The sequence below is a fragment of the Amycolatopsis sp. NPDC051903 genome (assembly GCF_044452505.1).
Classification (GTDB): domain Bacteria; phylum Actinomycetota; class Actinomycetes; order Mycobacteriales; family Pseudonocardiaceae; genus Amycolatopsis.
Genome location: NZ_JBITBT010000018.1, coordinates 13,565 through 28,892, shown reverse-complemented (window position 1 = coordinate 28,892; position 15,328 = coordinate 13,565). Strand labels below are relative to the sequence as shown.

General features: G+C 70.4%; 17 protein-coding genes. 5 read left to right on the top strand and 12 right to left on the bottom strand.

All coding sequences use genetic code 11. The features are described 5' to 3' along the window. Positions 1-954 (top strand): cyclase family protein, encoded by a 954-nt coding sequence (locus tag ACIA77_RS30390; RefSeq protein WP_395889427.1) that lies wholly within the window; start codon positions 1-3, stop codon positions 952-954. A 91-nt stretch (positions 955-1,045) separates the two neighbouring features. Here the strand turns inward: ACIA77_RS30390 and ACIA77_RS30385 are convergent, their stop codons facing one another. Next, complete coding sequence (locus tag ACIA77_RS30385; RefSeq protein ID WP_395889426.1) at positions 1,046-1,702, bottom strand: SDR family oxidoreductase; 657 nt, start codon at positions 1,700-1,702, stop codon at positions 1,046-1,048. Positions 1,703-1,794: 92 nt separating this feature from the next. On the opposite strand from ACIA77_RS30385, the gene ACIA77_RS30380 reads away from it, so the two are divergent. Further along, the gene (locus ACIA77_RS30380) at positions 1,795-2,148 is read left to right on the top strand and encodes a winged helix-turn-helix transcriptional regulator (RefSeq protein ID WP_395889425.1); all 354 of its coding nucleotides are present in this window, start codon (positions 1,795-1,797) and stop codon (positions 2,146-2,148) included. A gap of 33 nt (positions 2,149-2,181) precedes the next feature. Here ACIA77_RS30380 and ACIA77_RS30375 read toward each other — a convergent pair whose 3' ends face one another. Genes ACIA77_RS30375 through ACIA77_RS30365 form a run of 3 tightly spaced genes read right to left on the bottom strand, consistent with a single transcriptional unit; the run spans position 2,182 to position 3,667 of the window. Beyond that, a complete protein-coding gene (locus tag ACIA77_RS30375; RefSeq protein ID WP_395889424.1) occupies positions 2,182-2,589 on the bottom strand; it encodes an arsenate reductase ArsC in 408 nt (135 codons plus the stop codon). Continuing rightward, positions 2,586-3,305, bottom strand: a complete 720-nt coding sequence (locus ACIA77_RS30370; protein ID WP_395889423.1) for an aquaporin — start codon at positions 3,303-3,305, stop codon at positions 2,586-2,588. The genes ACIA77_RS30375 and ACIA77_RS30370 overlap by 4 nt, the downstream gene beginning before the upstream one ends. After that, positions 3,302-3,667, bottom strand: a complete 366-nt coding sequence (locus ACIA77_RS30365) for an ArsR/SmtB family transcription factor (protein WP_395889422.1) — start codon at positions 3,665-3,667, stop codon at positions 3,302-3,304. The genes ACIA77_RS30370 and ACIA77_RS30365 overlap by 4 nt, the downstream gene beginning before the upstream one ends. A gap of 81 nt (positions 3,668-3,748) precedes the next feature. Here ACIA77_RS30365 and arsM point away from each other — a divergent pair, with 81 nt between their 5' ends. After that, a complete protein-coding gene (gene arsM, locus ACIA77_RS30360; RefSeq protein ID WP_395889421.1) occupies positions 3,749-4,627 on the top strand; it encodes an arsenite methyltransferase in 879 nt (292 codons plus the stop codon). Positions 4,628-4,651: 24 nt separating this feature from the next. Here arsM and ACIA77_RS30355 read toward each other — a convergent pair whose 3' ends face one another. Beyond that, positions 4,652-5,617 (bottom strand): NADP-dependent oxidoreductase, encoded by a 966-nt coding sequence (locus tag ACIA77_RS30355; RefSeq protein ID WP_395889420.1) that lies wholly within the window; start codon positions 5,615-5,617, stop codon positions 4,652-4,654. Positions 5,618-5,709: 92 nt separating this feature from the next. On the opposite strand from ACIA77_RS30355, the gene ACIA77_RS30350 reads away from it, so the two are divergent. Beyond that, positions 5,710-6,186 (top strand): MarR family winged helix-turn-helix transcriptional regulator, encoded by a 477-nt coding sequence (locus tag ACIA77_RS30350; RefSeq protein WP_395889419.1) that lies wholly within the window; start codon positions 5,710-5,712, stop codon positions 6,184-6,186. Positions 6,187-6,652: 466 nt separating this feature from the next. Here ACIA77_RS30350 and ACIA77_RS30345 read toward each other — a convergent pair whose 3' ends face one another. Beyond that, complete coding sequence (locus ACIA77_RS30345) at positions 6,653-7,579, bottom strand: GNAT family N-acetyltransferase (RefSeq protein WP_395889418.1); 927 nt, start codon at positions 7,577-7,579, stop codon at positions 6,653-6,655. Positions 7,580-7,823: 244 nt separating this feature from the next. Here ACIA77_RS30345 and ACIA77_RS30340 point away from each other — a divergent pair, with 244 nt between their 5' ends. Next, positions 7,824-8,294 carry a hypothetical protein gene (locus tag ACIA77_RS30340; RefSeq protein WP_395889417.1) on the top strand — a complete coding sequence of 157 codons (471 nt, stop codon included), beginning with the start codon at positions 7,824-7,826 and terminating at the stop codon, positions 8,292-8,294. Positions 8,295-8,754: 460 nt separating this feature from the next. Here ACIA77_RS30340 and ACIA77_RS30335 read toward each other — a convergent pair whose 3' ends face one another. From ACIA77_RS30335 to ACIA77_RS30310, 6 genes are read right to left on the bottom strand one after another with little or no spacing between them, the layout of a single operon-like run. Beyond that, complete coding sequence (locus tag ACIA77_RS30335; protein ID WP_395889416.1) at positions 8,755-10,113, bottom strand: LLM class flavin-dependent oxidoreductase; 1,359 nt, start codon at positions 10,111-10,113, stop codon at positions 8,755-8,757. A 33-nt stretch (positions 10,114-10,146) separates the two neighbouring features. Continuing rightward, a complete protein-coding gene (locus tag ACIA77_RS30330) occupies positions 10,147-10,638 on the bottom strand; it encodes a flavin reductase family protein (protein WP_395889415.1) in 492 nt (163 codons plus the stop codon). 10 nt (positions 10,639-10,648) lie between these two features. Further along, on the bottom strand, positions 10,649-11,560 hold the full coding sequence (locus ACIA77_RS30325; protein WP_395889414.1) for an HpcH/HpaI aldolase/citrate lyase family protein: 912 nt from the start codon (positions 11,558-11,560) through the stop codon (positions 10,649-10,651). After that, positions 11,560-12,762 carry a CaiB/BaiF CoA transferase family protein gene (locus tag ACIA77_RS30320; protein ID WP_395889413.1) on the bottom strand — a complete coding sequence of 401 codons (1,203 nt, stop codon included), beginning with the start codon at positions 12,760-12,762 and terminating at the stop codon, positions 11,560-11,562. The genes ACIA77_RS30325 and ACIA77_RS30320 overlap by 1 nt, the downstream gene beginning before the upstream one ends. Next, positions 12,752-14,059 (bottom strand): MFS transporter, encoded by a 1,308-nt coding sequence (locus tag ACIA77_RS30315; RefSeq protein WP_395889412.1) that lies wholly within the window; start codon positions 14,057-14,059, stop codon positions 12,752-12,754. Before ACIA77_RS30315 ends, ACIA77_RS30320 begins: the two co-directional genes overlap by 11 nt. A 46-nt stretch (positions 14,060-14,105) precedes the next feature. Next, positions 14,106-15,143, bottom strand: coding sequence for a LacI family DNA-binding transcriptional regulator (locus ACIA77_RS30310; RefSeq protein WP_395889410.1), 1,038 nt, complete (start codon positions 15,141-15,143; stop codon positions 14,106-14,108). Positions 15,144-15,328: the final 185 nt, after the last annotated feature.

The window sequence follows — 15,328 nt, the reverse complement described above, 5'->3', positions numbered from 1 at the left end:
ATGACGGCAGGGCGGCCGATGCCGACGCAGGACGACGTGCTCGGGTACTTCGACACGTTGTCGAACTGGGGACGGTGGGGCGAGGACGACGAACTCGGCACTCTGAACCACATCACCGACGACGTCCGGCTGGCGGCGGCGCGGGCCGTGCGCCACGGCAGGAGCGTGTCGTGCGCGTGGGAGGTCGCCGTGCCCGAAGACATGGAGCGGTCGACGACGGCGTGCCCGTATGCGGTCGACATGCCGGGTGCCGAGAACATGCCACCGGCTTTTCACGCCGACCGGCGCTGGGGCTTTTCGAACGAGCGGCTCGGCTTCATGTTCCACGGCAACACCCTCACCCACGTCGACTCGCCGTGCCACCTCTTCTGGGACGGCAAGATGTACAACGGGCGGCCGCACTCGTTGGTCGACGCCGCAACGGGATCGGCGTGGGCGGCCGTCACGGCCGCGGCGAACGGGATCGTCACGCGGGGTGTCCTGCTGGACATCACGAGGGTCCGCGAGGTGCCGTGGCTGGAACCGGGCCAAGGTGTGTTCCCCGAAGATCTCGAGGAGGCCGAGCGCCGCCAGGGTGTGCGGGTCCGCCCCGGCGACGCCGTACTCCTGCGGACCGGCTACGGCCGCGCCCGGCGCGAGGCCGGTGAGTCCGCCGGGTTGGCGCAGGCCGGCTGGCACGCGTCCTGCCTGCCGTGGCTGCGGGAACGGGAAGTCGCCCTGATCGGCGCCGACACCCCCCAGGACGTTCAGCCGTCGGGCTACGACGACGTCTTGATGCCGGTTCACGCCGTGAGCCTCGTCGCGATGGGCCTGTGGCTCCTCGACAACTGCGACCTGGAGGCCTGCGCGACGACCGCCGCCGAACTCGGCCAGTGGGACTTCCACCTCGCGGTCGCCCCGGTCCGCTTCGCCGGCACCTCCGGCAGCCCGGTCAACCCGATCGCCACCTTCTGACCGCGGCACTCACGCCGGTGGTGCAGGACCTGGGTGGCGAGGCGCACCCAGGTCCTCGAGCGGCAAGCTCATCACCTTGCCGGCATCGCGGTCAGGGGCGGCCGCCCTCGAGGTGGACGGTCTCGCCGGTGAGGAAGTCGGCCTGCAGCAACCACAGCACCGCGTCCGTCACATCGGCGACAGTGCCGGTGCGGCCGACGAGGGTCCGCTTCGCGGCGGTCGCGAGGAAGTCCGCTTTGGCCTCGCCCTTGGCGTCCCAGGCGCCGGAGTCGATGATCCCCGGCGACAGCGCGTTGACCCGGACCGGCGCGAGTTCGGCGGCGAGGTGCCGCGCGGCGAACGCGGCCGCCCCGTTGGTCACGCCCGTCACGACGCTTCCGCGCGCCGGACGCCAGCCGACCTGACCGGAGAACAGCAGCAGCGATCGCCGGATCGTGAAGTGCTTCGCGAGCAGCAAGGGCCCGATCACCTTGGCGGTGAAGGCGTCGACGGTCTTGTCCCGGTCGAGCTCGCGGACCGGCACCGCGTGCGGTGCCGCGGCCGTGGTGATCAGGTGATCGACCGCCCCGAGCTCGGCGGCCGCGGCGGCGATGGTCGCCTCGTCGCGCAAGTCGATGTGCAGTCCGCCGGGCCGATGGGACGCGACGTGCACCCGCGCGCCCTCGGCGGCCGCGGTCGCCGCGATCGCCGTACCCAAGTGCCGCCCGCCCAGTACGAGCACTGATTGACCGGCCAGCCGGTTGCCCATGGTGCTTCTCCGTTCCGTCGATGGTCATCGCCGACGTACACTATGGAAAAGTAACCAGGTACTTCAACGTAACCGGAGCCGGAGGAATCGCCGTGGGCTACAACGTCATGTCCGCCAGCTGCCCGTCCCGGGTGGTGCTGCACCGCATCGGGGCGCGGTGGACGGTGTTCGTGGTCAACGCGCTGGAGCACGGCCCGCTGCGCTTCAGCGCCTTGGTGGCGAAAATCCAAGGCGTCACCCCGAAAGTCCTGACCGAAACGCTGCGCGCGATGGAGGAAGACGGCCTCCTCGTCCGCGTCGACTACGCGGAACAGCCACCCCGCGTCGAATACGGGCTCACCGACCTCGGCCGGTCCCTGCTGATCCCGCTGCGCGCCGTCCGCGAATGGGCGGAAACCCACGTCGCCGAAATCCTCGAAGCCCGCGAACGCGCCCAGCACGGTTAGCGCGGTGCTCACGATCACCGCACCAGGCCGGAGCTAACCGATCTCGTCGACGAGGCCCCGGACGCGGTGCCGGATCTCGTCGCGGATGGGTCGGATGTCGGCGAGGGGTTTGCCCGCCGGGTCGTCGAGCTGCCAGTCGAGGTAGGTCTTGCCGGGGAAGACGGGGCAGGTGTCGCCGCAGCCCATGGTGATGACGACGTCGGAGGACTGCACGGCGCCGGCGGTCAGGATCTTCGGGGTTTCGGCGGAGATGTCGATGCCGGCTTCGGCCATGGCCTCGACGACGGCGGGGTTGAGCGCGTCGGCGGGTGCGGATCCGGCGGAGCGGACCTCGACGCGGTCCCCGGCGAGGTGGGCGAGGAACGCGGCGGCCATCTGGGAGCGGCCGGCGTTGTGCACGCAGACGAACAACACCGACGGGCGCGTAGGTGGCGTGGTCATGGGCGGGTCTCCTGGAGTGCCAAGGGATCGGGGACTTCGGCCGGGCGCCCGAACAGCACGGCGACGAGACCGAGGCCGAGGGCGGCGCCGGCGAACTGGGCGACGAGGAACGGGACCACGGAGGCGGGCGCGATCCCGGCGAAGGAGTCGGTGAACGCGCGCCCGATGGTCACGGCCGGGTTCGCGAACGAGGTGGACGAGGTGAACCAGTAGGCGGCGCCGATGAAGGAGGCCACCGCCACCGGCGCGTGCCGCTCGCGTCCGGTGCGGGCGAGGCCGAAGATCAGCAAGAGCAGCCCGGCCGTCGCGACGACCTCCCCCAGCCACAGGTGCCCGCCGAAGCGGTCGTGCGCGGACCACTGCACCAGCGGCCGGCCGAACATCGCGTTCGCCACGACGGCGCCGCCGACGCCGCCGGCGATCTGGGCCGGCACGTAGACGGCAAGGTCCCGCAGGGCCAGGCCCCCGCCGGTGCGGCGCCCGGTGAACCAGGCCGCCAGCGAGACCAGCGGGTTGAAGTGCGCGCCGGACACCGGGCCGAGCAGGGCGATCAGCACGCCGAGGCCGAAGACGGTGGCCAGTGAGTTCGCCAGCAGCTGCACACCGACGTCGGGCGACAGCGCGACCGCCTGGATCCCGGAGCCGACCACCACGGCCACCAGCGCCGCCGTGCCCGCCGCCTCGGCGGCGGCGCGGCGGCCGAGCGAGGTGCTCACGCGCCGGCTGGCCGCGGAGTCCGCAGCACGGCCGCGAGACGCTCCATTGTGGACGGCAGCGCCCAGTAGTACACCCACGTGCCGCGCCGTTCGCAGTCGATCAGGCCGGCTTGGCGCAACAGCTTCAGGTGGTGGGAGATGGTCGGCTGGGCCAGGTCGAACGCCGGCGTCAGCTCGCACACGCACATCTCCCCGCCCTCGCGCGAGGCGATCATCGACAGCAGCCGCAGCCGCACCGGGTCCCCGAGCGCCTTGAAGACCTTCGCCAGCTCGGCGGCGTCGGGCTCGTCCAGCGGCGCCGAGGCCAGCCCCGCGCAGCAGGCGGCGGGCTGGTCGACCAGCTCCAGCTCTTGCATCGACATGCTTCTATCTTGACGTTTGTCGATGCAAGGCGCAAGGTTGTTTCCACAACCATCGATACAAGCTGCTGGAGGAGATGGGTGATGACCGAGCAGACCGACCTGCGCGAGACCGTGCGGCAGCGTTACGCCGCGGCCGCCGTCAAGGTCACCGAAGGCGGCGCCGCCTGTTGCGGGCCGGAGCCGGTCGAGGTGGACGAGCACTTCGGCTCCACCCTCTACACCGCCGGCGACCGCGACGCCCTGCCGGCCGAAGCGGTGGCCGCCTCACTGGGCTGCGGCAACCCGACCGCCGTGGCCGATCTGCACCCGGGCGAACGGGTGCTCGACCTCGGGTCCGGCGGCGGCATCGACGTCCTGCTCTCCGCCCGCCGCGTCGGGCCCGAAGGGAAGGCGTACGGGCTGGACATGACCGAGGAGATGCTGGCCCTGGCGACCGCGAACGCGGCCAAGGCCGGCGCCACGAACGTCGAATTCCTCAAGGGCGCCATCGAAGCCATCCCCCTGCCCGCGAACACGATCGACGTGGTGATCTCCAACTGCGTGATCAACCTGTCCACCGACAAGCCCGCCGTCTTCGCCGAAACCTTCCGCGTCCTCAAGCCCGGCGGCCGCCTCGGCGTGTCCGACGTCGTCGCCGATGACCACCTCTCCCCCACCCAGCGCGCCGAGCGCGGCGACTACGTCGGCTGCATCGCCGGCGCCCTGTCCTTCAGCGAATACCGGGCCGGCCTGGAAGCGGCCGGGTTCACCGACGTCGAGATCACCCCGACCCACACCGTCGCCGACGGCATGCACTCCGCCATCGTGCGCGCGGCCAAGTCCGCCGGGCCACCCCTGACCACGGCCGCCGCGTCCTGCTGCGGCGTCACCGGCTGCTGCACCCCCGCCGAGCACGCCACCGACCCGGCCACCACCGCCGCCCAGGCCAAAACCGACGCGGGCTGCGGCTGCCAGAACTGAACACCGGCGCCCGGCGGCTGACGATCACGGGATCAACACGATCTTTCCGCGGGTTCGCTGCTCGGCCCCATGCCGGTAGGCCGTGCGGACGTCGCCGAGCGGATAGGTGCCGGCGACGGGGATTTCCAGCTCGCCCGCGGCGACGAGGTCGACGAGACGCTGGAGCCCGGCGGCCCCGCCGGCGTCGTTGGTGCCGGCGATGCGGGCGCGGCCGCCGAGCGCGGCTTGAAAGTCGACGACGGTGTTGATGCGCTTCCCGGGAACGCCGAGCTCGTGCGCGAGGTCGACGTAGCCCGCACCGAAGGTGTCGATGAACGCGTCGACCCCGGTGCGGGCGGTCGAGCGGATCCTGGCCGCCTGGCCGTCGCCGTAGGTGAGCGGGGTGACGCCGTGAGCGCGCATCCAGTCGTGATTGGCCTGGCGCGTCAGGCCAATCACGGCGGCACCGGTGCGGCGAGCGAGCTGGACCGCCACGACGCCGACCGCACCGGCGGCGCCGGACACGACCACGGTCTCGCCCGGCGCCGGGGAAACCGCCTCGACGGCGGCGAGCGCGGCCATCGGCGCGACGTACATCGAGCCGGCCACTTCCCAGCTCAGGCCGGCCGGTTTCGGGACGAGGTGCGCGGCGGACACGGCGGCGAGTTCGGCGTGGCTGAGCCGCGCGTCGGACCAGCCGAGCACTTCATCGCCGACGCGCCAGCGCTCGGCCCCGTCGCCGACGGCGATGATCTCGCCGGCCAGGTCCGTGCCCTGCCCGGCCGGGAAGGGCATCGACCACCGGGGCACGTCCGAGTCCTTTCCGGACAACCGCGCCCGCAGCGCCCACGCCTGTTCGGCGAGGCCTTCGCGCACGTAGCTGTCTCCGGGGTTGGTCGCAGCCGCCCGGATCCTGACCACGACTCGCCCGGGTGCGGCCACCGGATCGTCGACCTCGCGCACGTCGAGCACGTCGACGTCGCCATAGTGGTCGAAGCGCACTGCTTTCATCGTCACTCCCTCTGGGCGGGCCTGCTCACGCCCGCAACTAGACATGTCTCATGTCTATCATGGTGGATGTGGGCCCCGCTAGACTGGGCGTCGTGACCTCGGACGTCGACGACAGCCCGCCACCGGGCACACCCGGCGCGCTCGGGTTCCAGCGCACCACCTCGTGGCTGCTCGCCGGAGCGGGCAAGCTCGTCCTGCAACGATGGACCGGCATGCTCGCCCGGCTCGAGCTGACCTCGAGCCAGTTCAAGCTCCTGCTGACCCTCGACGAGACCGGTCCACTCGGCCAGCAGCGGCTGGCCGACCTGATCGGCATCGACCCCCGCAACGCCGTGCCGATCATCGAAACCTCGGTTGCGCAAGGATTGCTGATCCGCCAGGTCGACCCCGCCGACCGGCGCCGCCGGGTACTGGAACTCACCCCCACTGGCCGACGACGCGCCACGAAGCTCAAATCCTTGAGCGCCGAAATCGAGGATGAGCTGCTGGCTCCGCTCGACCCGGCCGACCGCATAGCCCTGCGACGAATGCTGCACGCTCTGCTCGACGCGTCCGGCCCGCACTCCTGACTCCGGCTCCGGCACGGAGTTCGGCCCCGGCTCTCAATCGCCGGCGGACGTGCCCGCGTGCGCCACTGTCCACTCTGGAATGTCGGCCGGCTTCCGGAAAGACGACCTCCATCGACGCCCCGCTCCCGAGAACGTGGCGAGGTCAGTCCGCTTTCACGAAACGGTGTGTCCCGCTGCGCACAGCAGGAGACGCGCGGGCTGCTCGCAATCGCGTTCGTCGTCGGCGGAGTGGTGGGCCGTGCGACCCCGGCCGGACCTGCGGTTCCCCGCCGAAATCCCTGATGGGCACTGGGGCGAGGCCGGCGAGATCAGGCCGGTGAAGCCTCGCCCGGCTCGCCGATGAGCGCAGCTCCGCCAGCCGCGCCGAACGCACCCGGCTCCCGGGACGGCTCGCGCTGACGGCTCCCGTTGAGCATCGGAAGCAAGTCAGGATGATCGCTGAATCCAGAATGGACAGATGCCAGGCTCAGTCTTGCCGCAGGTCTCGCTGGAACCAGTGGTGTGCGTACGACTCGTCGTTGAACGCGTCGACTTCGGTGAATCCGGCGGTTTCGTAGAGGTGCCGGGCTTCGACGAGAGCCTTGTTCGTCTCCAGCCGCAGCGTGTGCAGGCCGCGGGTGGACGCCTCCTGCACCAGGCGGTCGAGCAGCCGCCGGCCGAGACCGAGCCCCCGGACGGTCTGGGAGACCCACATTCGTTTGATCTCGGCGATTCCGGTGTCGGCGTGGAGCTTGAGGGCGCCGCACCCCACCGGAGAACCCTGCAGCGTCGCGACCAGCAACAGCCCCGAGGGCAAAGTCATCTCGTCGTCGCCGGCCGAGATGCTCTGCGACGGGTCGAAGCCCGCGTCGAACCGACGTCCGAGCTCTTCGAAATACGACCGCAGGCAGTACCTGGCATCCGACGTGCGCGGATCGGTGATCTCGATGCGCACGAGCGAGGCGACGAGCAGTTTCTCGACGTCGGCCATGGCTGCGAGAAGACGTTCTTGCTGCGCTGTCGTCAACGGCGCCAGCATCGATTCGGCGAGCTCGTCCGATGCCCGGTCGAGCAGCTCGCGCTCGGCGAGGCCCGCGGCCGTGAGCCTCGCCGTGCGCACCCGCCCGTCGTGATCCCCGGGATCCGTGGTCACCAGCCCCTGCGCCTCCAGGGCGCGCAGCTTCCGGCTCACGTAGCCGGAATCCAGGCCCAGGCGGGCGCGCAACAGCCGGATTTCCACCCCGTCCGGCCCGATCTCCCACAGCAGCCTCGAGAGCCCGAGCGAACGCTCGCGCGACAGGTACGCCTCCTCCAGCGCCCCCACCCGCTGGGTGACGACCCGGTTGAACCGCCGGACAGCCACGATCTGCTCCTTTATTCTCTGACCATAGTCAGAGAAATTCGCCGCCGACAAGTCCCCCGCCGCACCGCCACCACGACTACGCGGTTAGCCCGGACGCCGCCACGATTCGCTAAATCCTCGTCCGGAGAGGATCGTGAATCGAGCTCAGGAGCTGGCGCGCCGAGCACCGACCGAGGCAAACGCTCGGAAACCGGAGGGGTAAAGATCGGCCGGCCGAGCCTTCACACCCCCGGCCGCGAGGCCACTGTCCGGTCGAGGCAGCCGGCTCACCCGCACCGCCAGAAAGGCCCCGACCGTGAGCTCCCACGACGAGCCGCGCCCCCACTCCCTGCCCGCCGACCTCGACGCCGCCTTGTCGCGGCACTTCCCCGGTGGTGACGAACTGCCCTCCTGGCAACGGCTCGGCGATGCCCGGAACGCGCTCGAAGTGCTGGCCCGGGTGCTGCCGTACGTCGAGGACACCGAGGACGTGATCGCCGAAGCCTTCCCCGGCCACGGCCCGCGCAGCCCCGACACAGCTCGTGCCATGGCTGCGCTCGGGGGCGCCAACCCGCCCGGGGAATCGACCTTCCCCACCCACGAGGCCGTACCGCACCAGTTCGACCAGTTGCTCGAACAGCTGGCGGAGGGCGCACTCCGGCTGGCCACCGGCGTCCGCACGGCCATGACCATCGCCGACCGGCTGCACCACCTGCACGCGGCCACCGCCGACAAGGTCCAGACGTCGCCGCCGACGGACGCTCCCCCGCCTGCTGATCTGCTGTGACCTACGGAGCCGCGCCGGCGCCAGATCGCTTCGTCCAGCCGGTGCGCAAACTCTCCCTTTGATCAGATCCGTGCAAAAGCCTTATCGCCGCGCGGACGATGTCGTGCCGTCGAATGATGACGCGTTGTCGAGGCGGTGCCGCAGCTCGTCGTCCAGCTTCAGGTCCAGGGCGCCGAGGCATTCGTCGAGTTGACTCACCGAGCTCACGAAAGGCGGCACCCAGGCGCGCGATGCCGTCTCGACCCGCACTCCCTGGTGGTGATCCACCCGACGCCAGTCGTGTGCCGCCAGTTTACCAACGCTCCAGCATGTGACCAGGCGTTACAGCCGGAAGCCACGTAGGTGAACTTCGAGATCACCTCGTTGCGGATCAGATCCGTGATCGACACAGCACGCCGGAAAAGCCGGCAAGCCGGTCGGCACGTCGGTTCGAGGTCCGGCGCGCTGACCGGCCCCTGCGTCAACCAGCCAGCAAGTTCGCCGGACGCGGCAAGCCGAGGTTGTCCCGCAGAGTCCCGCCGGTGTACGAAGTCCGGAGGATCCCGCGCTTACGCAGCTCCGGCACGGCCAGGCGGACGAAGTCCTCGAAGGCGCCCGGCAGGTGGGTGGCCGCGATGACGAAGCCGTCGCAGGAGTGGGATTCGAACCAGTCCTGCATGTGCTCGGCGACCTGCTCGCCGGTGCCCACGAAGCGGGGGCCTTGCAGCAGGGTGGCGCGCTGGCCGGCCAGGGTGCGGAGGGTGAGGGGCCGGTCGCCGAGCTGGCGTTTGACGCTTTGGACCAGGCCGCGGATGCCGGAGATGGAATCGATGAGCTCGTCGGTGATGACGTCGTCGAGGGAGTGGCCCGAAAAGTCGTAGTTCATGAGTTCCGAGAGCAGCGTGAGAGACGCCATCGGGTCCACGAGTTGCTCGAGGAACATCGCCTCCTTTTCCTTGGCGATCGTTTCGGTTTCGCCGACGACCGTGTACACCATGGGCAGCAGGCGCACCTTGCCGGCGTCGCGGCCCGCGGCGGTGATGAGGTCCTTCTGCTCGCGGTAGTGTTCGATGGCGCGCGCCCGGTCGGGGTCCGCGGTGAAGATCAGGTCGGCCCACCGTGCGGCGAACTGCCTGCCGCGCGCGGACTGTCCGGCCTGGATGATCGGCGGGCGCCCCTGCGGCGGGCGGGGCACCGTCAGCGGGCCCTGGACGGAGAAGTAGCGGCCCTGGTGACGGAGTTCGCGCACCTTCTCCGGGTCGGCGTAGAAGCCCGCCGCGCGGTCGCCGACGATCGCGTCGTCCTCCCACGAGTCCCAGAGCTTGGCGACGACCTCGATGAACTCCTCGGCCCGGTCGTAGCGCTCGTCGTGCCCGAGGTGCTCTTCGATGCCGTAGTTGCGCGCCTCCGCGTCGTTGACCGACGTGACGACGTTCCACGCGGCCCGGCCGCCGCTGAGGTGGTCGAGCGTCGCGAAGGCCCGCGCGACGTGGAAGGGCTGGTAGTAGGTGGTCGAGTAGGTCGCACCCAGCCCCAGGTGCGAAGTCGCCGCCGCGGCGGCGCCGAGCACCGCGGTGAGGTCCATTTTGACCGGACGCGCACCGTGGCGCACCGCCTCGGCCGGCGAATCCCCGTAGATCGAGGGGATGGCGAGCCGGTCGTCGAAGAACATCAGGTCGAAGGTGCCTTCCTCGAGCACCCGCGCCACGCGCTGGTAGTACCGCAGGTCGAGGTAGTCCGGCGCGGCGCTCGGGTACCGCCACGAGCCCGAGTAGACGGTCACGTTGGACGCCTGCATGAACCCGACCAGCGTCATCTGATCGGCACGTTTCGCGGACATCGCCGCTCCTTTCCGAAGAGCCGGACGGCAGAGTCAGGTGAACTCGTGGAACGCCCGGCGGTAGTAGATGGACGGGGCCTGCGGCCAGATCCGGGTGCGCTCCACCCGGCCGATCAGGATCGTGTGATCGCCGCCATCGGGTTTCGCGTGCGCCACGCAGCCGAGGGCCACGCTCGCCTCCGCCAGCACGGGCAGGCCGTGGATGTCGGCGGCGAACCCGGCGCCGGCGAACTTGTCCGCCCCGCGCGTGGCGAACCGCACGGCGAGCGGGACCTGGCCGGCGTGCAGCACGTGGATGACCCACCGCTGGGCCGACGTGAACACGCGCCAGCACTGGGCGTCCTTGTTCACGCACGTCAGCACCAGCGGCGGGGCCATCGACACCGAACAGAACGAGGAAGCCGTGAACCCCCACCACTTCCCGTCCTCGTCGGTGGTCGTCACGACCGTCACCCCGCTGGGGAACGACGCCATCGCCTCGCGGAACAGATCCGAGTCCTGCTCTCCCCGGACGGCACTGGACATCAGCACTTCCTCACAAGCCGAGCAGGTCGGCGGTCTGCGCGATGGTCGCCGCGTGGCGCAGGTGCGCGGCGTCGACGAGCATGCCGTCGAGCCCCGTCGCTCCCCTGCCCTGCGCCTCGGCCTCCCGGTACGCCGCCACCAGCCGGCGGGCGTGCTCGATCTCCTGCGGGGTCGGCGAAAACACGGTGTTGGCGACCTCCACTTGCGCGGGGTGGATGGCCCACTTCCCGACGTAGCCCATGGCGGCGGCCCGGTCACACGCCACGCGGTAGGCGTCGCTGTCGCGGTAGTTGGGGAACGGTGCGTCGATCGCGTCGATCCCCGCCGAGCGCGCGGCGACCACCACGCGGGCCCGCGCGTAGTGCCACATGTCCCCCGGGTACTCGACGAAGGGGTCGAAATTGGTGTCCACGCGGGCGCCCTGGGACGCGGAGAAGTCACCGGCGCCGAAGATCACGGCTTCGAGGCGGTCGCTCGCCCGCACGATCTCGCCGACGTTCTCCAGCCCTTCGGTTTCCTCGATGAGGACCTCCAGCCCGATCCGCTTGCCCAGCCCGAGGGTTTCCTCCAGCTGGGTCAGCAGCGTGTCCACCCACCACACGTCGCGCCCCCGGCGGACCTTCGGCACGATGATGACGTCGAGCGCGTCGCGCGCCTCGGTGACGACCTCGATGACGTCGCCGTAGGCCCAGCGCGTGTCCACGCCGTTCATCCGGATCGCCCGGGTCGTGGCGCCCCAGTCGAGCTCCCGCAAGGCGCGGGCGGCCTTGCCGCGCGCCTTTTCGCGTTCGGCGGGGGCGCAGGCGTCCTCCAGGTCGAGGAACACCAGATCGGCCCCGGCGGCGACGGATTTCGCGAACATCCAGTCGTTGCTGGCGGGCGTGGCGAGTTCGGACCGCCGTGGCCGGACCACCCGTGCCATCAGATCACTCCTTTCGCGACCAGGCCGGCGATCTCCGCGTCGCCGAGACCGAGCCGTTCGCGGTAGACCTCGTCGTTGTGCTCCCCGATCCGCGGACCGAGGTGATCGATCCGGCCCGGCGTCGCGGACAACCGCGGCACCGGCGCCTGCACGCGCATCGCGCCCAGCTCGTCGTCCGGGATGCTCGGATAAACGCCCCGCGCGACCAGGTGCTCGTCGGCCACGAGCTGTTCGGCGTCGTACACCGGGGCCGCGGCGACTTCCGCCTCCTCGAACACCCGCATGGCGTCCTCGAGGGTGCGATCGGCCACCCAGTCCGCCACGACCTGGTCGATCTCCGCGGCGTTGCGAAGGCGTTGCTGCGCTTCGGCGAACCGCGGATCGACGGTCAGATCGGCCCGCCCGACCGCGCGCAACGCCCGCATCGCGACCGTGGGCGCGCTGCCTGACATCGCGAGCCAATGCCCGTCCTTGGTGCGGTACACGTTGCGGGGAGCGCTGATGTCCCAGCGGTTCCCCGTGCGCCCGGGCACCGTGCCGAGCTGGTCGTAGGTCAGCACCGGCTGTTCGATCAGCCGCGCCAGCGGTTCGACCAGGTTCACGTCGATCAGCTGCCCAGGTCCCTTGTGGACGTCCCGGTGGTACAGCGCCATCATCACCGCGTAGGTCGCGTTGAGCGCGGCCACCCCGTCGGCGAGCATGAACGCCGGCAGCGTCGGCGGGCCGTCCGGCTCGCCGGTCAGGTGGGCGAACCCGCTCATGGCCTCGCCGAGGGTGCCGAAGCCGGGCCGGTCGGTCTTGGGGCCGCCGGCCCCGAACCCGGTGACGTGGACCATGACCAGACCCGGGTTGACGTTCGCCAGGCTGGGGTGGTCCAGCCCCCAGCGGTGCAATGTGGACGGACGCAGGTTGATGACCAACACGTCCGCCTCCGCCACGAGCCTCCGCAGCAGGTCGCGCCCCTCGTCGAGGCGGAGGTTCAGCGTGACGGATTTCTTGTTGCGGCCCAGGCTCTTCCACATCAGGCCGACGCCGTCGCGCTGGGCGCCCCACTGGCGCACCGGGTCGCCGGAGCCCGGCTGTTCGATCTTGATCACCTCGGCGCCGAATTCGCCGAGCCACGTCGCCACCAGCGGTCCTGCCGCCAGCGTGGCGGCGTCGATCACCTTCAGCCCGGAGAGCGGGCCCGTATCAGCGGTCATGGCCACCTTTCGCCACTGCGGTTTCCTGGATCCGGGTCTGCCCGGTCGTGCGGTTGCGGGGCGTGCTCCGCATCCCGAAGCCCCACGCCAGCGCTCCGATGAGCGCGAGCACCGCGGCGAGGATGAGCGGCGCCAGGAAGGAGCCCGTGGCGTAGACCACCGCACCCGTGATGATCGGTCCCAGGATGCCGCCGACGTTGCCGAGCCCGTTGATGAACCCCGTGGCCGAGCCGGTCAGATCCAGCTCGCGCACGATGTCCTGGGTCGCCGCCCACACCGCACCGTTCGCGGTGATGATCCCCGCGGTGGAGATCGTCAAGCACACGATCGCGAGCGCGGCCGAAGAGGCGAGCGCGGTGCCGACGATCGCCAGCGCCGCGACCATCCCGCCGACGAGCACGATCTTGCGGGCGTTCAAAGTGGACACTCCGCGCCGCAGCGCGAAATCCGACAGCCGTCCGCCCAGGATCCCGCACAGGAAGGCGACCGCCCACGGGATCGACGTCGCGAACCCGGACTTCAGCACCGTCATGTGCCGGTCTTCGATGAGGTAGCTCGGGAGCCACGTGATGAACGTGTAGAGGATGTAGAGCAGGCAGAAGTACCCGGCGGTGATCGCCCAGATGTCGCGGTGCCGCGCGATCTGGCTCCACGGGGCGCGCCCCTCCTGCTTCGGCGGCTCCTGATCGCGGAAGATCAGCTGCCGCTCGGCCTCGGTGAGCTTGGTGTCGTCGAGCGGGTGGCGGTACCAGGCGTACCAGATCGCCGCGACCAGCAGCGACAGCACGCCGGTGGCGATGAAGGCGCTCTGCCAGCCGAACCCGCTCACCAGGTAGGCCAGCACGGGCGGGCCGACCGCCGAGCCCAGCGCCACCCCGGAAATGAACATGCTGCTGCCGGTCGCCCGTTCGGATTTCGGCAGCCAATCCGCCAGCGTGCGGATCGCGGCCGGCGCGAACGGTGCCTCGCCGATGCCGAGCAGCAACCGGGGCACGAACAACGTGCCCGCCGAGCGCACGAGCGTCGTGAGCAGACTCGACACCGCCCACACGAGCAGTGCGAGCGAGTACAGCACCCGCACCTGAATGCGGTCGACCAGCATGCCGGCCGGGACGTTGAACAGGGTGTAGGTCCAGGTGAAACTCGACAGGAGAAGTCCCATGACCGCGGCGTTGGTGTGGAACTCGTGGGTGAGGATCGGTGCCGCGATCGAGAGATTGACTCTGTCGATGTACGCAACGGCGGTGATGATCAGGACGAAGGTCGCAACCAGCCATCGACGGCGGCCCTTGAACATGGATGCTCCTCGCACTTCGTTGTGCCGGACAGGTGTTCGCGGAAATTCAGCTGCGCGGGGGTGCGGTCGAGCCGCCGGTGAGCAGGTGCGGGCTCACGAGGTGCGGTCCCGGGCGGGGTCCCGCCAGCCCGGAGTGCCGAGCGTCGAGCGCCTCGATCAGCAGTTGCGCGGCCCGCCGGGCGAGCCCCGGGTAGTCGACCTGGATCGTCGTCAGCGGTGGGTCCGCCAGTGCGAACCACATCGGATCGCCGTACACCACCAGGGAAAGGTCGTCGGGAACGCGGCGCCGGTCCGCGCGCACGGCCTGGGCCGCACCCACGGACAGCGAGCCACCGCCGACGACGAGCGCCGTGATGTGGGTGGCCAGCAGTTCCACCGCCGCGGCATAACCGTTCTCGTGAATCGGTTCGCAGAGCCGCGTGACCATGGTGTCCGGGTCGAGGCCCGCCAGGTCCATCCCCCGGCGGATACCGCGCAACCGCACGGCACCGTTCGACAGCTCCTCCGGTGTGCCCAGGTAGCCGATCTTGCTGTGCCCGAGCGCCGCGAGGTGCAGCACGCTCTCGACCAGCACCTGCTCGTCGTCGCTGAACACACCCGGCGCCTCGATCCCCGACGCGCGGTGCAGTTCCACCACCGGGAGCCCGCCGAGCAACCGCCGGGTTTCGTCGAGCACTCCCGTGGTCGGGGAGATCACCAGCCCGGCGATCCGGCTGGCGACGAGCTCCCGCAGCTGCCGCAGCTCCTGCATCGGGTCGTTGCCGGTGACGGTGAGGATCATCTGCGTGCCGTCGGCGGACAGCAACCGTGCGCATTCCGCCGCGACCGCGGAATACGCGGGCGTGTCCACGTACGGGATGACGAAGCCGACGAACGCGCGGCTGGTGTTGGCCGACAGCGCCCTGGCGAGCCGGTTGGCGACGTACCCGCGGGACTCCGCGTGCGCCCGGATCCGCTCGGCCAGCTCGGGACGAACCGCTGTGCTGCCGTTGAGCGCGCGGGACACCGTCGCCGTCGACACCCCGAGCTCACGGGCGAGATCGACGACGCCCACCGAACCGGCGCGCCGCTGCTGAGCAGTCATGACCGAACCTCCGGCCTGTAAAGGTTTGCAGAAATCGATGAAAACGTTTACATTGCCTGTGAACAATCGTCGCATCCTCGACGTCGGCGCGTCAACCGCCGTCAGGTGCGGCGGATCCGCGCGCGGCTTTCAGGCTCCGGGTGCGGCGAGGTTGTCGGCGGCGGAGTGCGTGCGTCCGGCCGACC